Origin of the sequence: Streptomyces sp. CAU 1734 (assembly GCF_039888735.1) — a bacterium.
GTDB lineage: Bacteria > Actinomycetota > Actinomycetes > Streptomycetales > Streptomycetaceae > Streptomyces.
Genome location: NZ_JBDQQP010000014.1, coordinates 157040 through 175899, shown reverse-complemented (window position 1 = coordinate 175899; position 18860 = coordinate 157040). Strand labels below are relative to the sequence as shown.

The 18860-nt window shown below is 72.0% G+C and carries 14 protein-coding genes; 3 read left to right on the top strand and 11 right to left on the bottom strand.

Annotated elements, in window-relative coordinates; genetic code table 11:
• Positions 1-91 precede the first annotated feature (91 nt).
• On the bottom strand, positions 92-1909 hold the full coding sequence (locus AAFN69_RS26255; protein ID WP_347731235.1) for a PucR family transcriptional regulator: 1818 nt from the start codon (positions 1907-1909) through the stop codon (positions 92-94).
• Between the two features lie 128 nt (positions 1910-2037).
• On the bottom strand, positions 2038-4167 hold the full coding sequence (locus AAFN69_RS26250) for an ATP-binding protein (RefSeq protein ID WP_347731234.1): 2130 nt from the start codon (positions 4165-4167) through the stop codon (positions 2038-2040).
• 410 nt (positions 4168-4577) lie between these two features.
• Between AAFN69_RS26250 and gabT the strand changes: the two genes are divergently transcribed.
• Positions 4578-5912: a 4-aminobutyrate--2-oxoglutarate transaminase gene (gabT, locus tag AAFN69_RS26245; protein ID WP_347731233.1), complete on the top strand. Its 1335-nt coding sequence runs from the start codon at positions 4578-4580 to the stop codon at positions 5910-5912.
• Positions 5913-6334: 422 nt separating this feature from the next.
• Complete coding sequence (locus AAFN69_RS26240) at positions 6335-6934, top strand: phosphatase PAP2 family protein (protein WP_347731231.1); 600 nt, start codon at positions 6335-6337, stop codon at positions 6932-6934.
• On the opposite strand, the gene AAFN69_RS26235 is transcribed toward AAFN69_RS26240, so the two are convergent.
• The 8 genes from AAFN69_RS26235 to AAFN69_RS26200 form a co-directional block, all read right to left on the bottom strand.
• Positions 6885-8696, bottom strand: a complete 1812-nt coding sequence (locus tag AAFN69_RS26235) for a glycoside hydrolase family 18 protein (protein WP_347731230.1) — start codon at positions 8694-8696, stop codon at positions 6885-6887. The genes AAFN69_RS26240 and AAFN69_RS26235 overlap by 50 nt on opposite strands.
• Positions 8697-8959: 263 nt before the next feature.
• A complete protein-coding gene (locus AAFN69_RS26230) occupies positions 8960-9421 on the bottom strand; it encodes a hypothetical protein (protein ID WP_347731228.1) in 462 nt (153 codons plus the stop codon).
• 364 nt (positions 9422-9785) lie between these two features.
• Entirely contained in the window at positions 9786-11210 is a 1425-nt protein-coding gene (locus AAFN69_RS26225; protein ID WP_347731227.1) for an FAD-dependent oxidoreductase, read from the bottom strand.
• 37 nt (positions 11211-11247) lie between these two features.
• On the bottom strand, positions 11248-12045 hold the full coding sequence (locus AAFN69_RS26220; RefSeq protein ID WP_347731226.1) for an ABC transporter permease: 798 nt from the start codon (positions 12043-12045) through the stop codon (positions 11248-11250).
• Positions 12045-12989, bottom strand: coding sequence for an ABC transporter permease (locus AAFN69_RS26215; protein ID WP_347731225.1), 945 nt, complete (start codon positions 12987-12989; stop codon positions 12045-12047). Before AAFN69_RS26215 ends, AAFN69_RS26220 begins: the two co-directional genes overlap by 1 nt.
• The gene (locus tag AAFN69_RS26210; protein ID WP_347731224.1) at positions 12986-14215 is read right to left on the bottom strand and encodes an ABC transporter ATP-binding protein; all 1230 of its coding nucleotides are present in this window, start codon (positions 14213-14215) and stop codon (positions 12986-12988) included. The genes AAFN69_RS26215 and AAFN69_RS26210 overlap by 4 nt, the downstream gene beginning before the upstream one ends.
• 50 nt (positions 14216-14265) lie before the next feature.
• Positions 14266-15513, bottom strand: a complete 1248-nt coding sequence (locus AAFN69_RS26205) for a spermidine/putrescine ABC transporter substrate-binding protein (RefSeq protein WP_347731223.1) — start codon at positions 15511-15513, stop codon at positions 14266-14268.
• Between the two features lie 118 nt (positions 15514-15631).
• Complete coding sequence (locus AAFN69_RS26200) at positions 15632-17137, bottom strand: gamma-aminobutyraldehyde dehydrogenase (protein WP_347731222.1); 1506 nt, start codon at positions 17135-17137, stop codon at positions 15632-15634.
• Between the two features lie 273 nt (positions 17138-17410).
• Here AAFN69_RS26200 and AAFN69_RS26195 point away from each other — a divergent pair, with 273 nt between their 5' ends.
• Complete coding sequence (locus tag AAFN69_RS26195; protein ID WP_347731221.1) at positions 17411-18010, top strand: NADAR family protein; 600 nt, start codon at positions 17411-17413, stop codon at positions 18008-18010.
• A 77-nt stretch (positions 18011-18087) separates the two neighbouring features.
• On the opposite strand, the gene AAFN69_RS26190 is transcribed toward AAFN69_RS26195, so the two are convergent.
• Positions 18088-18852: a DUF4190 domain-containing protein gene (locus AAFN69_RS26190; RefSeq protein WP_347731220.1), complete on the bottom strand. Its 765-nt coding sequence runs from the start codon at positions 18850-18852 to the stop codon at positions 18088-18090.
• Positions 18853-18860 lie beyond the last annotated feature (8 nt).

The following is an 18860-nucleotide window of genomic DNA, read 5'->3' as shown; positions in this document are numbered from 1 at the left end:
CGGGGGCGCCGGTCGGCGGTGAGCGCCGCCGACGCGTTCAGGGGGTCGGCGGGGCGACCCGTCAGGGGCGGCGGGCCGGCGGTCCAGGCCGTCAGGGGGTCCGCGGGTCGGCCGTCGTCTTGAGCGCGAGCCACAGTTCCATCCGTACGTCCGCGTCGTCCAGGGAACGGCCCAGGATCTCCTCCACTCTGCGCATGCGGTAGCGGAGGGTGTGCCGGTGCACCCCGAGCTCGGCCGCGGCGGCGTCCCACTGGCCGTGGCGGGAGAGCCAGGCCCGCAGCGAGGCCACCAGATCGCCGCGGCCGGTCGCGTCGTGCTCGTACAGGGCGCGGAGCATGCCGTCGGCGAAGGCGCGCACGGCGTCGTCGGCGAGGAGCGGGAGGATCGAGCCGGTGGCGAGCTCCTCGTGCTCGACGAGCGCCCGGCCGCGCCGGCGGGCGACGGAGAGGGCCTGTTCGGCCTGTTTGTACGCGCCCGCGGCGGCGATGGGGCCGGTCGGGGCGGAGAGGCCGAGGACGATCCCGGTGTCCCCCTCGCGGCCGGCGGGGACGCTCCCGTACACGGCGAGACACTCGGCCACGACCGCTCCCCCGTCGGCGGCGAGGACCACCAGGCGGTCATCGGTGTCCGGGACGGCGAGGAGGCTCTCACCGGTGCGGGTGGCGGTCGCTTCGAGGGTCTCGGCCAGTTCCCGGAGGAGCCGGCGGGGGTCGGGGGTCCCCGCCGGGGCGGTGCCCGCCGCGCCGGACTTCCCGGCGGCGGCGGGTCCGGCTGTCCCGGTGGTGCCCGTCCGGCCCCGGGTTCCGGTACCGGTTCGGCTCGGGGTTCCGGTTGGGGTTGCGTGCCCGGTTCCGGTTGGGGCTCCGGTTCCGTCCGGGTTCGCGGGCGGTGCGGGGGTGCCGGTGCCCGGCTCCGCCGCGGCCTCCGGTGCGGAATCCGCCGCCGTCACGGGCGCCGGGGGCCCGGATACGGCCGGTTCCGCGATCAGCAGCCGGAAAGGGGCGTCGAGCAGGGTCCCGTAGAGATCCCCGGCCACCGTGCGGGCGGCGTCGGACTGCCCGGAGAGCAGCATGCGCAGCACGGCCGCGCCGAGGCGTTCCCCGGCGAGCCGCAGCGAGCGGGAGCGTTCGCCGGCGAGGGTGAGCAGGGCGACCGCCGAGTGCACCGCGTACCGCTCGGCGGTGCCGAGGGCCGCTCCCGTGCCGACGGCGAGAGCGCCGCGCATCCGCCGCCCGGTGCCCAGGGACTGGAGCTCGACCCGGTCGTCCCCGGTGCCGGCGACCACCGCGCTCGCGGGGGCGGGGCGCTCCCTCAGGCGGGTCACATCGGCGCCGAGACGGGCGGCCCGGCGGGCGGCCCACTCCGGGGAGGCGGCGACGACGGATCCGGCCGCGTCGTAGAGGGCGGACCAGCCGTCCACGTATCCGGCGAGCCGGGCGACGACCGCGGCGGGCCCGTCGGTGAGCGCCGCGCGGGTGAGCTCCCGCTGGGCCTCGAAACCGGCGGTGACGGCACGGTACTGATCGGCCGCGATCGCCGCCGATACGGCCTTGCTGATGGCGAGGAAGGGGGTGCGGCGGGGGACCGCGAGCAGGGGGAAATCCGCTTCCCGGGCGGCGTCGAGCAGGGCCGAGGGGATGTCGTCGTACGAGACGCCGATCCCGAAGCCGAGGCCCGCGACGCCCGCGCGGTCGAGTCTGCGCACATAGCGGCGCATCGCCTCGGGATCCTCGGCGTCGAGGGTCATCGCGGTGACGAGGAGGAGCTCCCCGCCCTCCATATAGGGCACGGGGTCGGTCAGCTCGCTCGCGTGCGCCCACCGGACGGGGGTCGCCAGTCTCGCCTCTCCGGCACGCACGGTGAGTTTGAGCGCCGAGTGCTGGACGAGTGAGGCGAGGGTGGGCGGCATCGGACCTTCAGGGTCTCTCGGGCTCGGTCGGGTGAGGGACACCATGTACGCGGTGTACCAACGGTGTGGTCCGATTCTGCCAGCCCGTAGCAGTGCGGGTCATGTCCGCGGCTCCCCCGGCGCCGCGGTCATGACCGGAGGTCGACCAGGAGGGGCGGGGCGTGCTCGCCGCTGACGGAGGTGAGGGAGAGCACCGCATGCCCGGCGGGTACGGAGTGGGCCAGATCGGACGCGGACCACCGGGCGCGTTCCACCTCGCGGACGGTGATCGCCTCGGCGGTGGCCGCCTTGCCGGTGACCAGGCGGCGCATCATGTGCATCGCCTTGGTGAGGGGCTCGTCCGAGATGATCTGCCGGTTGGTGACATCGCGGGTCTGCACCCATTCGGTGCCCCAGGTCTCCGCGAACCGGTTGCCGTCCCAGGGCGCGAGCCCGGAGAAGGCCATCCGGCAGCCGACCGCGCCGAGCAGCGGGCCGCGCAGCGGCTCGGGCACATCCTCCAGGGTGCGCAGGGCGAGGACGACACCGGCGTTCGCGGAGCGCAGCCGCTGGACGGCCCCCACGGAGTCGGCGGTGACGGTCCGGGTCGCGTCGTCGAGTACGAGGGCGGCGAAGAGCGACCGGTCGGCACGGTGCAGGGCGGCCTCGGTGAACTGGGCGAGGAGCAGCCGGGCGATGATCCGCGAGGCTTCGGCGTGGCCCCGCTCGGGGAGGTCGACCCGGACGCGCAGCGGATGCTCGATGGCGCGGAGCGAGAAGCGCCGGCCGCCGCCGTCGGTGCGGAAGAAGCCGGCGAAGGCGGGCCGGTCGAGGAAGGCGATGCGTTCGGCGAGCAGGACCCCGATGTCGTCGGCGCGGGCGGCTTGGCGCTGCCGGGCGTCCAGCTCCCGCAGCTGCGCGGCGTCGCCGGGCCCGCCCCGGGCGGTCAGCGCGTCCCGCAGCGCGGTGTGGGCGGCGGGGGCGCCGCCGAGGAGCTCGCGCAGTTCGGGCACGGAGGGGAAGCGGCCGTGGACGGCGTGGAAGGGGCCGATGAGCTGGGCGATGGCGGTGGCGGCGCGTCCGCTGTCGCCGCCGGGCAGGCCGGCGGTGAGATCGCCGACCAGGGCCTCGGCGAGGGTGCGGGCGGATTCGTCCGGGTCCTCGGTGCCGCCGTAGAGGTCGAGGTCATGGGTGGCCCCGGGCCGGCCGACGGCGATGACCAGGTCGAAGGCGTCGTCGGGGGCGAGGCCGGCGCCATGGGCGGTGACGGCGACGACGGCGGCCCGGTTGGCGAGGGCGAGCAGACACATGGACTCGACGACGGGCCGGACCAGCCGGGCGCTCTTGCCGGAGCCGGAGGGGCCGACGGCGAGGAGCGAGGTGCCGAGCAGAGCGGGGTCGAGGGCGACGCCGGTGGTGCGGCGGGGGTAGGGGTTGCGCACCCCGCCGTCGGCCGTGCCGATCCGTACCTGCTGGAGCAGGAGATCGTGCCGGGCGGCCCGTACGGGCAGATCCCGGACGCGCGAGGGGTGGGTGAAGGCGGCGGCTCCCTGGTTGAGCACCCCCTCCGTGAAGGCTGTCAGCCGGGAGGGGTCGGCCTGCACGCTCTGCCAGGCGCGGCGGATCCGGGAGTGGTCGACATCATTCATCCGGCCGGAGCCGGCCTCCTGCGCGAGCCGGTCGGCCAGGGCCGTCTGACCGGCGCCGCGCAGCTCGGGCCATTGGGCGGGATCCGCGGGCGAACCGGCCGGTACAGCGGCCACCGGCCTGATTCCCGATGGGCGGCGCACCCCGACGATTGGCAGCAGATAGCGGCGGGCGACCTCGGCCCAGCGGCCGAGCCGGGCGAAGAAGACGATGCCGCCCACGATGAGGGCCACCTCGACGGTGCGGGCGATGATTCCCTTGAGCACGGCGTCATCGGTGAGTTTGACCAGCGCGCCGGCCCAGTAGAGCGGGTCCAGCCAGTAGGGGAAGTACTGATTGTCGTAGAGCGACCAGAGCAGCACCATGGCGAGGAACGAGATCAGTGCCCCGCTGACCAGGCTCCGCCCGGCGACCCGGTCGGGCTCCTCCGCCGGGCGCGGCCGGTGACCGTATCGCCAGGTTCCCAGCGCCGCTTCCGGCCGCGGGATCCGCAGCCACTCGCCGAGCGACGGTCCCGCGCCGGGCACGTGGGGCGGCAGGGGCGGGCGGGGCGGCAGCGGGGGCGGGCCCGCGGGACGCGGTACTCCATCCGCCCGGGTGCCACGAGCGTCGTAGCTGCCCTCAGTGTCCATGTCGCCTTGTCTCCCCTGCCCCGATCACGACTTCGCGCGGCACGGCGCGACGGTCCCGCCCTGCACAAAACCTCAATCTAACGCCACGGTCCGGGTAGTTCGGCGATCGGCGGCGATCCGGTGGCACCGGTTCACCGGCGGTGCCACACGGCCCGGCACCGGGGCACCCGGGGAAGCGGCGGGGCCGGCCGGAAGGCCGGTCGCGATCACCTCGGGCGGGTCCGTGCCGCCCGCGCCCCCTCCCCGGCCCCCCTCCCCTATGTCCGGCGCGGACAACCCTCCCCCGGCAACACTCCCGATCGGCACATGCCCATCTCCCTCCCCCAGCCCTAGCCTGCGAGAAACAGATCCAGCACCGATCCAGCAGCGTCCCCGAGCACGCCGGACATGATCACCCCCAGGAGCCCCTCATGACTGCGATCCCGCAGGAGCGCCGCATCGTCACCGCCATTCCCGGACCGAAGTCGGCCGAGCTCCAGGCCCGGCGGCTGGCCGCGGTGGCCGGTGGTGTCGGGTCCGTACTGCCCGTCTTCACGGCTCGCGCCGGGGGCGGGATCATCGAGGACGTCGACGGGAACCGGCTGATCGACTTCGGCTCCGGCATCGCCGTCACGAGCGTCGGCGCCAGCGCCGAGGCCGTGGTGCGCCGGGCGTCCGCGCAGCTCGCCGACTTCACCCACACCTGTTTCATGGTCACGCCGTACGAGGGTTACGTGGAGGTCGCCGAGGCGCTCGCCGAGCTCACCCCGGGCGACCACCCGAAGAAGTCCGCGCTGTTCAATTCGGGCGCCGAGGCCGTCGAGAACGCGGTGAAGATCGCCCGTGCGTACACCAAGCGGCAGGCCGTCGTGGTCTTCGATCACGGCTACCACGGCCGGACCAACCTCACGATGGCCCTGACGGCGAAGAACATGCCGTACAAGCAGGGCTTCGGGCCGTTCGCGCCCGAGGTGTACCGGGTGCCGGTGGCGTACGGCTACCGCTGGCCGACCGGGGCCGAGAACGCCGGGGCCGAGGCTTCCGCGCAGGCGATCGACCAGATCAGCAAGCAGATCGGCGCGGAGAACGTGGCCGCGATCATCATCGAGCCGGTGCTCGGCGAGGGCGGTTTCATCGAGCCGGCCAAGGGCTTCCTGCCGGCGATCGCCCGGTTCGCCCGGGAGAACGGGATCGTCTTCGTCGCGGACGAGATCCAGTCCGGCTTCTGCCGTACCGGCCAGTGGTTCGCCTGTGAGGACGAGGGCATCGTTCCCGACCTGATCACCACCGCCAAGGGCATCGCGGGCGGTCTGCCGCTCGCCGCCGTCACCGGCCGCGCCGAGATCATGGACGCCCCGCACGCGGGCGGTCTGGGCGGCACGTACGGCGGAAACCCGGTGGCCTGCGCCGGTGCGCTCGGGGCGATCGAGACCATGAAGGAGCTCGACCTCAACGGCCGGGCCAAGCGGATCGAGGAGGTCATGAAGGGCCGCCTCACCGCGATGCAGGAGAAGTTCGACATCATCGGCGACATCCGCGGGCGCGGCGCCATGATCGCGATCGAGCTGGTGAAGGACCGGGCGGCCAAGGAGCCGGACGCGGCGTCCACTGCGGCGCTCGCCAAGGCGTGCCACGCGGCGGGTCTGCTGGTGCTGACCTGTGGCACCTATGGCAATGTGCTGCGCTTCCTGCCGCCGCTGGTGATCGGCGAGGAGCTGCTGAACGAGGGCCTGGACATCATCGAGGAGGCGTTCGCGGGCATCTGAGCCGGTCGCGGACCCGGGGGTCCCACCGGACGGAACCCCCGGGAATCGGACGGCGGGACCAGGCGGAACGTTTGCTACCTGTGAAGAAGGTGTGGGGGGCCGATGGCGGGATGGGAATCCGGCTGTCGTCCCCCCTCACCGCTGCCGTACGGTTTCTGCAGATGAGCGAGACACCCCGCCCGCGGGAAACCGGGGGCGAAGCCGAGGCCGGGCTTCCCCGGCCCAGCCCCGGCCGTGGCTTCGCGCACACCACTGGAGCCACTGGCTCCGGAACTCCTCACCGATCGGATGGCCGTACGTCCCAAACCCCCCGGGACGCACGGCGGGCCGGTCCGGCCGGCCGCCTCGGAACCACCCCCCCTGTTCCGAGGCGGCCGGCCATCTTCGCGCCCGGGACCCTTCCGCTGTTCGCGCTCTGCGCCGTGCTCTTCGTGGTGATCACCTGGCAGGTGGCGGCGGACGGCCCGCTGCGGGCCCTCGACGAGCGCGCCGAACGCCGGATCGCCGGGCTCGGCCCCGCACGGGTCACCGAATTCCTCGCCGACCTGGGGAATGTCCAGATCGCGCTGCCGGCGCTCGGCGCGGCCCTCGCGTACGCCCTGTGGCACGGCCGCCGGGACACGGCCGCCGGCCCGGGTGCGGTGCGGAGGCGGCGGTACGGCCTGCTCGCCGTCGCGCTCGCCATGGCCGCCGTCCCCGCGCTCGTCGTCCCGCTCAAGGCGCTGATCGGCCGCCCGGGGCCGGTGGGCGGGGAGACCGGCTACTACCCCTCCGGCCATGCGGCGACCGCGATGGTGGCCTACTGCGGCGCGGCCCTCGCGCTCATGTCGTGCGGCGCGGTACGGAGGAGACTGGCGATGCCCGCCGCCGGGGTGCTCACCCTGGCGACGGGCATCGGGCTGGTGCTGCGCGGCTACCACTGGCCGCTCGATGTGCTCGGCAGCTGGTGTCTGTGCGGAATGCTGCTGCTGATCAGCTCCAGGGGTACGCGTCGAAGTTCCGCGAGAACTCCCACTGGTTGAAGCGGTCCCAGTTGATCGACCAGGTCATCAGCCCGCGCAGGGCGGGCCAGGTGCCGTGGGTGGTGTAGGAGCCGCAGTTGGTCTTCTTCGTCAGGCAGTCGATCGCCTTGTTCACCTCGGCGGGCGAGGTGTGGCCGCCGGCCGCGTGGGTGGAGGCCGGGAGGCCGATCGCGAGCTGGTCGGCCCGGAGCGGCGGGAAGATCCGTGACTGGTTGCCCGCCACCGGGAAGCCGGTGAGCATCATGTCCGCCATGGCGATGTGGAAGTCCGCGCTGCCCATGGTGTGGAACTGGTTGTCGAGACCCATGATCGGCCCCGAGTTGTAGTGCTGGACATGGAGCAGGGTCAGATCGTCCCGGAGCGCGTGGATGACCGGAAGATACGATCCGGCACGCGGGTCCTGGCCGCCCCAGGGTCCGGATCCGTAGAACTGGTAGCCGAGCTGGACGAAGAAGGTCTCCGGCGCCATCGTGAGGATGAAGTCGGGGCCGTACTTGGCCTTGAGGGTCTTGATCGCCTGGATCAGATTGACCACCACCGGTGTGGTCGGTGCGCGGAAGTCCGTGTCGCCGGTGTTCAGGGAGAGGGAGTGGCCCTCGAAGTCGATGTCGAGACCGTTCAGGCCGTACTCGTCGATGATCTTCGACACCGAGGTGACGAAGGCGTCGCGGGCGCCGGTGCTCGCCAGCTGCACCTGTCCGTTCTGGCCGCCGATGGAGATCAGGACCTTCTTGCCGGCGGCCTGTTTGGCCTTGATGGCGGCCTTGAAGTCGGCGGTGGATTCGACATTGGGGCACTGCGCGACCGGGCAGAGGCTGAAGCGGATGTCGCCCGAGGTCACCGAGGTCGGTTCACCGAAGGCGAGGTTGATGACATCCCAGGAGTCGGGGACATCGGCCATCCGGGTGTAGCCGGAGCCATTGGCGAAGCTGCTGTGGAGATAGCCGACCAGGGCATGGCGCGGCAGACCGCCGCCGGTGCCGCCGCCACTGGTGGTGGTCGCGGTCACGGACGCCGACTTGGGTGATTCACCGGCCGTGTTGGCGGCCGTGACCTGGAAGGTGTATCCGGTGGACGGTGTCAGGCCGGTCACCGTGGCCGAGGTCCCGGTCACCGAGTCGACCCGGGTGGTGCCCCGGTAGACGTGGTACTGGGTGGCTCCCGGCACCGGGTTCCAGTTCAGCGGCACGGAGGTGGAGGACGGCGATCCGGCGGTCAGTCCGGTGGGCGCCGCGGGGATCTCCACCGGGCCGCCGCCCGGGCCGAGGAGCGAGATGTTGTCGGCGTGATAGGCCGGGGTGCCGTACCAGCCGTGGGTGTAGATGGTGACCGAGGTGGTGGACGCGCCGGTGCGGAAGCCGGTCGTGAGCTTCTGCCAGCTGCTCGCGGACGGGGTCCAGGTGTATCCGTCGGTGGTGCCGGTGCCGGAGACACCCAGATAGGTGTAACCGCCCTGGACCCAGCCGCTGAGTGTGTAGGCGGAGTTGGGCTGGACGGTGACCGTCTGGCTGCACTTGGCGTTGTCGCTGCCGGCCGGGGTCGCCTTCAGCGCCCCGGTGCCGCTCTGGACCGGGGTGGTGACGGCGGTTCCGCTGTTCGCGGTGCAGGTCCAGCCGGTGAGTCCGGCCTCGAAGCCTCCGTTGACGGCGAGCTCGGCGTCAGAGGCTTCCGCGGTGCTCGCCGCGGCGACGAGCCCGGTGGCGGCGAGGACGGCCGCGGCCAGAGCGGCCACGAGTCTGTTGCGATGTCTGGTGCGTTCCACAACTGCCTCCGTGCGTGGGGGGATGGAAGTGGGAGCGCGGTCAATTTGGTCCAGACCAATCAGGTTGTCAAGGGGTCCGGCAAGGACAGGGCCGGTGATACGGCCCCCGGGCGGGCCGGCGAGCCGGACGGGGACACCGGCACCGACCGGGCCGGGGACACATACGCGTACGCGGACCGGCCCGGCGAGGAGGAACCGCCCGGCGATACGGACCCGGCCGGCCGCGGACGCCGGGGTGATGGCGGAATGCGTCATGCGGGCCCTCATTCGCTCTCGTCGCGCGGGAGAGCCGCCGCCGCCTCGTGCATCGCCAGTTCCAGCGGCACCGGGTCGGTGAGGGTGCCGGAGCCGTCCGGTGGAATGAGCCACCGGACCCCTCCGCCACCCGCCCGGCCCGGATGCGGAACGACGATCCAGCTGCCCCGCCCCGCGCCGCGGATGCCGGTGCCGAGCCAGCCCTCCACCGTGCCGGGCGGTACGAAGAAGCCCATCCGGATGTCGCCGAAGTCGGCGAGGACCGGCCCCGGCCGGCCGGTCAGCCGGCCCAGCACCTCAAGGGTGGGATAGCCCAGTTCCCCGGGCACGATCAGTACGTCCCAGCGCCGTCCGGCGGGAAGCAGCGCGATCCCCAGGGGATTGCGCTCCCATTCCCGCCGGCATGCCTCCGGGTTCGGCGCCACCGACGCCAGCCACTCCACCGCGGTCTTGGCCCCCGAGCCAGTCATGGAACCCAGCCTCCGTCCTTCGCTCCGTGTGTGATGCGCGGCGCTGTCGCGCCACTGCGGAGTGAGAGGGGGCCGGGGCCGGATGATGACGCGACTTTCGGCTACTCGTTGGTAGTGAATTGGCTCACGTCATGATCCACGGTTGTGCGCCCCTGGCGGGCGAGGGGACCGGAGCCGGATGGGCGTACGGAATCGGCGGGGCCGGCCGCCCCATGGGGCGGTCCCGGAACCCCCGGCGCGGAGCTGCCGCTCCGGGCGCGCGGGCCCGGCGGGAGCCGAAGTGCCGGAGCCGGGGGCAAAAAGTGCCGGAGAGCCGGGAGCCGGAATGCCGGCCGGCGAGCCCTCCGGCTGTCCTGCCACCGTGCTAGCTGTCGAAACCCAGCCCCAGCCGGTCCATCGTGCGCAGCCAGACATTGCGCCGCCCGCCCCGGGCGTCCGCCCTGGCCAGCGACCACTTGGTGAGCCCGATCCCCGCCCAGGCCACCGGCTCCGGCGGGAACGGCAGCGGCTTGGTGCGCACCATCTCCAGCTCGGTGCGCTCGGTCCGCTCCCCCGCCAGCAGATCCAGCATCACCTCGGCGCCGAACCGGGTGGCCCCGACCCCGAGACCCGTATAGCCGGCCGCGTAGCCGACCCGCCCGCCGTGCGCCGTGCCGAAGAAGGCGGAGAAACGGGAGCAGGTGTCGATGGCACCACCCCAGGCATGGCTGAATCTCAGCCCCTCCAGCTGCGGGAAGCAGCGGAAGAAGTGCCCGGCGAGCCGGAGATAGGTCTCCGGCCGGTGGTCCAGTTCCGGATCGAGCCGGCCGCCGTACGGATAGACGGCGTCGTAACCGCCCCAGAGGATCCGGTTGTCGGCGGTGAGCCGGAAGTAGTGGAACTGGTTGGCGGAGTCGCCCAGCCCCTGACGGCCGCGCCAGCCGACGGAGTCCAGCTGTGCCGTGCTGAGCGGTTCGGTCATCAGGGCGTAGTCGTAGACCGGGACGGTGTACGGGCGCAGCCTGCGGACCAGGGACGGGAAGACATTGGTGCCGAGCGCGACCCGGCGGGCGAAGACCCGCCCGTAAGGGGTGCGCACCGCCATTCCGTCGGCGGTGCGGGCGAGTTCCAGGCCGCGGGTGTTCTCGTGGATCCGCACGCCCAGCTCCAGACAGGCCCGTTTGAGGCCCCAGGCCAGTTTCGCCGGGTGGAGCATGGCGACCCCGCGCGGATCGAAGAGGCCGCCGAGGAAGGTCGGCGAGTCCACCTCGGCCCGTACGGCCTCCCGGTCCAGCAGCCGCAGCCCGCCGAAGCCGAGGGCGCGGGCCTGCTCGTACATCTCGGTCAGTTCGGCGACCTGGTGCGGCTCGGTGGCGACATCGATCTCGCCGGTGCGCTCGAAGTCGCAGTCGATGCCGTGGGCGGCGACGGCCGCCTCGATGGCGTCGAGATTCTCGCCGCCCAGCCGCTCCAGTTCGGCGATCTCGCGGGGCCAGCGGGCGAGTCCGTTGCCGAGGCCGTGGGTGAGCGAGGCGGCGCAGAAGCCGCCGTTGCGGCCCGAGGCGGCCCAGCCCACCTCATGGCCCTCGATCAGGACCACATCCCGGCCGGGGTCGCGCTCCTTGGCGAGCAGCGCGGTCCACAGCCCGCTGTAGCCGCCGCCGATGACCAGCAGATCGCAGCGCTCGTCGCCGGTGAGCGCCGGCAGCGCGGGCGGCCGGGCCGGGTCGTCCAGCCAGAAGGAGACGGGCCGGGCATCGGACAGGGACGAGGCGGAATTCATGGCGGCCGGGGCCGGGGCTGAGGCCATGGGGGTCGTCCACTCCTTAACGGGCCCGCTGGGGGCCTTATCCGGTCTGTGCGCTTTTCCTGCGCCGGTTGCTGATGAGCTGCCCGATTACCACGATCAGTACGGCGATGGCGAACATCGCCGTGCCGATGACATTGATCTGAACGGGTGTGCCGCGCTGGGCCGAGCCCCAGACGAACATGGGGAAGGTGACAGTGCTGCCCGAATTGAAATTGGTGATGATGAAGTCGTCGAAGGAGAGCGCGAAGGCGAGCAGCGCGCCCGCCGCGATTCCGGGAGCCGCGATGGGCAGCGTGACCCGGAGAAAAGTCTGCACGGGTCCGGCGTAGAGATCCCGGGCGGCCTCCTCCAGACGGGGGTCCATCGACAGGACGCGGGCCTTGACCGCCACCACGACAAAGCTGAGGCAGAACGCGGTGTGGGCGATGAGAATCGTCCGGAATCCGAGCTCGGCGCCGAGGTTGAGAAAGAGCGTCAGCAGCGAGGCGGCCATCACCACCTCGGGCATCGCCATCGGGAGGAAGATCAGCGAATTGATCGCGGAGCGCGCCCGGAAACGGTAGCGGACCAGCGCGAAGGCGATCATCGCGCCGAGCACGGTGGCGCCGATGGTGGCGAGAAGGGCGATCTGGAGCGAGAGCGCGAGCGCGCCGCACATGTCGGCGACCCCGCACGGGTCCTTCCAGGCGTCGAGGGAGAACTGACGCCAGGAGTAGTTGAACTTCCCCGCCGGATCATTGAACGAGAACACCATCACCACGATGTTCGGCAGGATCAGATAGGCGAGTGTGAGCAGTCCCGCGATGACGACGAGATTGCGCCGGAGCCATGCCATCAGACCAGATCCTCCGTTCCGGCCCGCCGGATGTAGACGGTCACCATGATCAGCACAATGGCCATGAGAATGAACGACAGCGCGGCTGCGGTCGGATAATCGAGCACCCGCAGGAACTGCGACTGGATGACATTGCCGACCATTTTGGTGTCGGTGGAGCCGAGCAGTTCGGCATTGACGTAGTCGCCGCTGGCGGGAATGAAGGTGAGCAGGGTGCCGGAGACGACTCCGGGCATGGAGAGCGGCAGGGTCACCTTGCGGAAGGTGGTGGCGGGGCCGGCGTACAGATCCCCCGCGGCCTCGTGGAGCCGGGGGTCGATGCGTTCCAGCGAGGTGTAGAGCGGCAGGATCATGAAGGGCAGGAAGTTGTAGGTCAGCCCGGTGACCACGGCGAGCGGGGTGGCCAGGACCCGGCTGCCGTCCGTCATCCCGAGCCAGTTGGTGACATCGAGGAAGCCGGCGGTGTTCAGCACGTCCACCACCGGCCCGCTGTCCGCCAGGATCGTCTTCCAGGCGAGGGTGCGGATCAGAAAGCTGGTGAAGAAGGGGGCGATGACGAGCACGAGCAGCAGATTGCGCCACCGTCCGGCCTTGAAGGCGATGAGATACGCCAGCGGGTAGCCGAGGAGCAGACACAGCGCCGTGGCGGTGCCCGCGTAGAGGACCGAGCGGATGAAGTGCGGCCAGTACTCGGTCAGGGCGTCCCAGTAGGTCGGGAAGTGCCAGGTGACCGTGAAGCCCTCCTCCAGGGAGCCGGTCTGTACGGAGGTGGACGCCTGGTAGACCAGCGGCAGGGCGAAGAAGACCAGCAGCCACAGGATGCCGGGGAGCAGCATCCAGTACGGGACGAGGCGGCGGCGCACGGACGGCCGGTGGACGGCGCCGGGGCGGCCGGGGGCGGTGCCCGGTTCGGGCGCGGGGGGCGCCTGGACGGCGGCGGTCACGGTGCCTCCCCCGCGGCGGCGGGCACGACCGGGGTCGCGGTCGCGGGCACGGCCGGGCCGGCGGTCGCGGAGGTCTCCACCCCGGCGTCGGTCACCGTCCCCGCGCTCACGGACTGGGCGGCGTCCAGGCCGAAGGTGTGCTCCGGATTCCAGTGCACGACCACCTCGGCCCCCGGCACCAGCCGGGAGTCCCGCTCGATGTTCTGTACGTACACCTCCATGGCGGGCCCGCCGGGTGTCTCCACGATGTACTGGGTGGAGACACCGATGAATCCGGCCGCGGCGATGGTTCCGGTGAAACGATTCCGCCCTTCGCCGACGGCTCCCGCCCCGTCCGCGTGGACCAGCGAGATCTTCTCCGGCCGCACCCCGGCCAGCACCCTGCCCCCGGTGACCGGCGCGGTGGCGCAGCGGGCGGCGGGCAGCCGGAGCACGGCACCCGCGACGGAGACCGCCACCTCCCCGCCCCCCTGGGACACGACCTCGGCCTCGATCAGATTGGAGGTGCCGAGGAAGTTGGCGACGAAGGTGGTCCGCGGGTTCTCGTAGAGATCGGCGGGCGCGCCGAGCTGCTCCACCCGGCCGCCGTTCATCACCGCGACCGTGTCGGCCATGGTCATGGCCTCCTCCTGGTCATGGGTGACATGGACGAAGGTGATGCCGACCTCGGTCTGGATGCGCTTGAGCTCCAGCTGCATCTGCCGGCGCAGCTTGAGGTCGAGCGCGCCCAGCGGCTCGTCCAGGAGCAGGACCTGGGGGTGGTTGATCAGGGCGCGGGCGACGGCCACCCGCTGCTGCTGTCCGCCGGAGAGCTGATGCGGTTTGCGCTGGGCGAAGTCGCCGAGCTCCACCAGGTCGAGCATGTCGCCGACCTGCTTCTTCACCGACTTGATGCCGCGCCGGCGGAGTCCGAAGGCGACATTCTCGTGAATGGTCAGATGCGGGAAGAGGGCATAGCTCTGGAAGACGGTGTTGACCGGCCGTTTGTGCGGCGGCAGCCGGGTGACGTCCCGGTCGCCGAGGAATATCGCGCCGGTGGACGGGTCCTCCAGGCCGGCGATCATCCGCAGTGTGGTGGTCTTCCCGCAGCCGGAGGCGCCGAGCAGGGCGAAGAAGGCGCCCTGCGGGACGGTCAGATCGAGCGGGTGCACGGCGGTGAAGGAGTTGGCGTAGGTCTTGCTGATCCCGGTGAGGCGGACATCGCCGCCCGCTGTGGTGTCATTCACGGTTCGCGGTCCCTGTGGTGGGCGGATGAGGGGGCGGAGGGCGGGGCGGGTCAGGCGCCGATGAGCTTGGCGAACTTCTCCTCGTACGCCTTCTCCTCCGCGCTGCTGAGGGAGCGGACGGCACGGGACTTCGCCGCCATCGCCCGGTCCGGGAGGATCAGGGTGTTCTCCGCCAGCGCGGGATCGATCTTCGCCAGTTCCGTACCGACTCCGTCGACCGGGCAGACATAGTTGATGTACGCGGCGAGCTGGGCGGCGACGCGGGGCTCGTAGTAGTAGTCGATGAGCCGGGTGGCGTTCTTCCGGTGTCCGGCCCCTGCGGGGATCAGCAGGTTGTCGCTGGAGGTGATGTATCCGGCGGCGGGGATGGCGTACTTGATGTCCGGGTTGTCGGCCTGGAGCTGGATCACGTCACCGGCCCAGGCGAGACAGGCGGCGAGATCCCCCTTGGCGAGGTCCGAGGTGTAGTCGTTGCCGGTGAAGCGGCGTATCTGCTTCTTGTCGACGCCCTTCCGGAGCCGTCCGATCGCGGCGTCGTAGTCGGCGTCGGTGAAGGTTCCCGGGTCCTTGCCGAGGTCGAGCAGGGTCATGCCGACGGTGTCGCGCATCTCGGTGAGGAAGCCGACCCGGCCCTTGAGGGAGGGGTCGTCGAGCAGCTGGGAGACCGAGTCGACCTTCCGCCCGCCGGTCGCCTTGGAGTTGTACGCGATGACGGTGGATATCCCGGTCCAGGGATAGGAGTGGGCGCGGCCGGGATCCCAGTCGGGGCTGCGGAACTGCGGGGAGAGGTTGGCGTACGCATGCGGCAGCAGCGCGGCGTCCAGCCGCTGGGCCCAGCCGAGGCGGATCATCCGGCCGGCGAGCCAGTCGGTGACACAGATCAGATCCCGGCCGGTCGCCTGTCCGGCGGCGAGCTGGGGCTGGATCTTCCCGAAGAACTCGACGTTGTCGTTGATGTCCTCGGTGTATTTGACCTTGATGCCGGTGCGCCGGGTGAACTCGGTGAGGGTGGGGCGGCTCTTCTCGTCCTCGCTGACGTCCATGTACTCGGTCCAGTTGGAGAAGGTGACCTCCTTCTCGCTGTCCGAGCGGTCGTCGGCGGCCTCGTCGCCGCCCTCGCGCTTGGCGGGCGGGATGCCGCAGGCGCCGAGGGCGGCGATGGAGCCGAGGGCGAGGGCGCCGGCGCCGGAGGCGCGCAGCAGGGAGCGGCGGGTGAGCGCGCCGCGTCCGCCGGTCAGGCTGCGCCGCACCGCCGCCAGCTGGGCCGGGGACAGGCCGTCGGGCTCGGGTGTGTCCATGAGGGTGCCCTTTCGGGTGGAGGCCGGTGCGGAGGTGTCTCGGGTGGGTGTGGCGGGGTGTGGCGAGGAGCAGGGGCGCAGTGTGGGTGGGGCGGGGGTGTTCGACGGGCCGGAGGTGTTACCGGTCGCCGAAGACCGTGCGGTGCCAGTCCTTGCGGACGGTCGCGGTGTTGTCGAACATCACATGCTTGACCTGCGTGTACTCCTCGAAGGAGTACTCGGACATGTCCTTGCCGTGGCCGGACGCCTTGTAGCCGCCGTGCGGCATCTCGCTGATGATCGGGATGTGGTCGTTGATCCATACGCACCCGGCGGCGATCTCCCGGGTGGCACGGTTGGCGCGGTAGACATCCCGGGTCCAGGCGGAGGCGGCGAGGCCGTAGGGGGTGTCATTGGCGAGCGCGATGCCCTCGTCGTCTGAGTCGAAGGGCAGGATGACCAGGACCGGGCCGAAGATCTCGGACTGGACGATCTCGCTGCTCTGCGCGGCGCCGGCGATGAGGGTGGGCCGGTAGTAGGCGCCGGGTGAGTCGGGGGCCTCGCCGCCGGTCACCACGGTGGCATGGGCGCGGGCGCGGTCCACCAGGCCGGCGACCCGGTCGCGGTGGGCGTGGGAGACCAGCGGGCCGAGGTCGGTGGCCGGGTCGAAGGGGTCGCCGAGGCGCACGGTCGCCATCAGATCGGCGATGCCGTCTCTGACCCGGTCGTACAGGGGACGCTGGACATAGACGCGGGTGGCGGCCGTGCAGTCCTGGCCCGCGTTGATGAGCGAGGCGGCGACGGCGCCGTGGATCGCGGCCTCGGGGTCGGCGTCGTCGAAGACCACGAAGGGTGCCTTGCCGCCGAGTTCGAGGTGGAGCCGTTTCGCCGTGGCGCCGGCGATCTCGGCGACCCGCCTGCCGACGGCGGTGGAGCCGGTGAAGGAGGTCATGGCGACGTCCGGGTGGCCGACCAGGTGTTCGCCCGCGTCCCGGCCCGCGCCGGAGACGATGTTGACGACACCGTCGGGGATGCCCGCGGCGGTCGCCGCCCGGGCGAGGAGCAGCGAGGTCAGCGGGGTGATCTCGGCGGGCTTCAGCACGATGGTGTTGCCCGCCGCGATGGCCGGGAGGATCTTCCAGGCGGCCATCTGGAGGGGGTAGTTCCAGGGGGCGATGGAGCCGATGACCCCGATCGCCTCGCGCCGGGTGTACGAGGTGTGGTCGGCGCTGTACTCGCCGGCGGACTGCCCCTGGAGCCGGCGGGCGGCGCCGGCGAAGAAGGCGGTGTTGTCGATGGTGCCGGGGACGTCGAACTCGGTGGTGAGCTTGATCGGCTTGCCGCACTGGAGCGATTCGACCCGGGCGATGTCGCCGGCCTCCCCGGCCAGGACGGCGGCCAGGCGGTGCAGGGCGTCGGAGCGCTCGCCGGGGGTGGCGCGGGACCACTCGGGGAAGGCCGCGCGGGCGGCGGCCACGGCGTCGTCGACATCGTCGGTTCCGGCGAGTTCATAACTGTGCACCCGCTCGCCGGTCGCGGGGTCGGTGATGTGCTGGGTGCGCCCGGAGGTGCCCGGTCTCGGGCGTCCGCCGATGTACTGCGCGCCCTCGGCGAAGCGGTCCAGTACGTGGTGGCGGTTGCCCATGGGGTGTCTCCGTGTCTCCGTGTCCCGGTGTGATGGCGGTGTCGGTGGCGGTCGGGGGCGGCGGAGGGGCGGCCCGGGATCCGGGCTCCCGGGAACCGTCGCCGGGTCATGACCTTGGCTGGAATTGAGTGCCGATCCTGGCAGAGCGGTCCGGTGTCAACAAGTGATTCCGTTGTTGCCTTTTGGTTACGCGACGGAATCGGTGGACCAAGTGTCGGGTCGGGAGGGCAATGTGCGTACGGAGTGTCAGTGGTGGATGCGAGACTCGCGTGCATGGATGGTTCCACGGCGATCAGCACACTGATTCAGCAGGTCAGCACGGGCGAGCGGGTGAAGTATCTGCACTTCTGGGGTCACGCCCCCCGGAGGGACGGACAGCTCGGGGCGAGCTGTCTCAGCCAGTGGTGGCCGGCCTCCTTCGTGGTGGGCGGGGAGCGGTATGCCACGGCGGAGCACTGGATGATGGCGGCGAAGGCGCGGCTGTTCGGCGACGCGGAGGCGGAGCGGCTGGCGCTCGACGCGAAGGGTCCGGCGCAGGCGAAGCGGGCCGGGCGGCTGGTGCGCGGTTTCGACGAGGCGATATGGCGGCGCGAGCGGTTCGGCATCGTGCGCGAGGGCAGTGTCCACAAATTCGGCGGGGACCCGGCGCTGCGGGAGTTCCTGCTGGGCACGGGTGACCGGGTGCTGGTCGAGGCCAGTCCGCTGGACCGCGTCTGGGGTATCGGGCTGGCCGCCGACGACGAGCGTGCCGGGGACCCGGCCCGCTGGCGGGGGCTGAATCTGCTGGGGTTCGCGCTGATGGCGGCCCGGGACGAGCTGCGCGGGGCGCCGGTGCCGGAGGACGGCGGGAGCGGGCGGGCACACACCGGGTGACCGCGAGGGGGAGCCGTCGCCGCGTGCCCGGGCGGCTGCGGCACCCGGCCGGCCGGGACGGGGCCGGGGCGGGACGGTCAGCCGAGGCGGGCCGGGGGGCCGCTGTCGACGGGGCGCTCGATCGCCGGGGCGCCGGAGCGGACACTCTCGCCGCTCCGGGAGCTCTCCTCCGCCGCGTAGGCGAAGACCCAGATGAGCAGGGCCGCCAGCCCGAGCACGAGCCCGATGGAGCCGAGGATGATGCCCGAGAGCGCCATGCCGTCGTTGGTGGCCTCGCCCCGCCGCGCCCGCTTCCGGCCGAGGATGCCGAAGGTCAGCGCGAGGGCGCCGAACACGATGCCGGGCACACCGGCGAAGCAGAAGAACGCGACGGCGAGGATGCCGAGGACCATCGCGGCGGTGCCCTGGCCGTTGGAGGGAGCCATGGGCGGCTGCCAGCCGAGCCCCTGCTGCGCGTAACCCGGGTAGCCCGGGTAGGCGGGATAGGCGGAGTGCGTCATGCCGTGGGTGTCACCGGGGCCGGCCGGGGGGTGCTGGCCTCCGGGGGCCGCGGGGTAACCGTAGGCGCCCGTCGGGGGCTGCCCGGCCGCGCCGGGGGCGGGCGGCGGAGGCGGTACGGCACCCGCGTCGCCCAGCGGCACCGAGGTGACCGTGGGCTGGCTGTGCACATGCGGCGACGGCCCGCCGAATCCGGGCTGAGCCGTCCCCGGCGCGGGCGTCTCGCCCTGTCCGGGAGCGGGCCACTGATGCGCTTTCCGGCCGGGGTTGTGCTGCGGCGGGGCCCAGGGATCGCTGTCCCGGGGCTCCGGCGCGCCCGACGGCTGGGGCCGCTGATCTGACATCTGTCTCT

Bases quoted from the DNA above. Each gene is read 5' to 3' on its own strand.
- AAFN69_RS26225 (WP_347731227.1), bottom strand. From the start codon at position 11,210: ATGGCCTCAGCCCCGGCCCCGGCCGCCATGAATTCCGCCTCGTCCCTG.
- AAFN69_RS26250 (WP_347731234.1), bottom strand. From the start codon at position 4,167: ATGGACACTGAGGGCAGCTACGACGCTCGTGGCACCCGGGCGGATGGA.
- AAFN69_RS26200 (WP_347731222.1), bottom strand. From the start codon at position 17,137: ATGGGCAACCGCCACCACGTACTGGACCGCTTCGCCGAGGGCGCGCAG.
- AAFN69_RS26255 (WP_347731235.1), bottom strand. From the start codon at position 1,909: ATGCCGCCCACCCTCGCCTCACTCGTCCAGCACTCGGCGCTCAAACTC.
- AAFN69_RS26230 (WP_347731228.1), bottom strand. From the start codon at position 9,421: ATGACTGGCTCGGGGGCCAAGACCGCGGTGGAGTGGCTGGCGTCGGTG.
- gabT (WP_347731233.1), top strand. From the start codon at position 4,578: ATGACTGCGATCCCGCAGGAGCGCCGCATCGTCACCGCCATTCCCGGA.
- AAFN69_RS26220 (WP_347731226.1), bottom strand. From the start codon at position 12,045: ATGGCATGGCTCCGGCGCAATCTCGTCGTCATCGCGGGACTGCTCACA.
- AAFN69_RS26205 (WP_347731223.1), bottom strand. From the start codon at position 15,513: ATGGACACACCCGAGCCCGACGGCCTGTCCCCGGCCCAGCTGGCGGCG.
- AAFN69_RS26195 (WP_347731221.1), top strand. From the start codon at position 17,411: ATGGATGGTTCCACGGCGATCAGCACACTGATTCAGCAGGTCAGCACG.
- AAFN69_RS26190 (WP_347731220.1), bottom strand. From the start codon at position 18,852: ATGTCAGATCAGCGGCCCCAGCCGTCGGGCGCGCCGGAGCCCCGGGAC.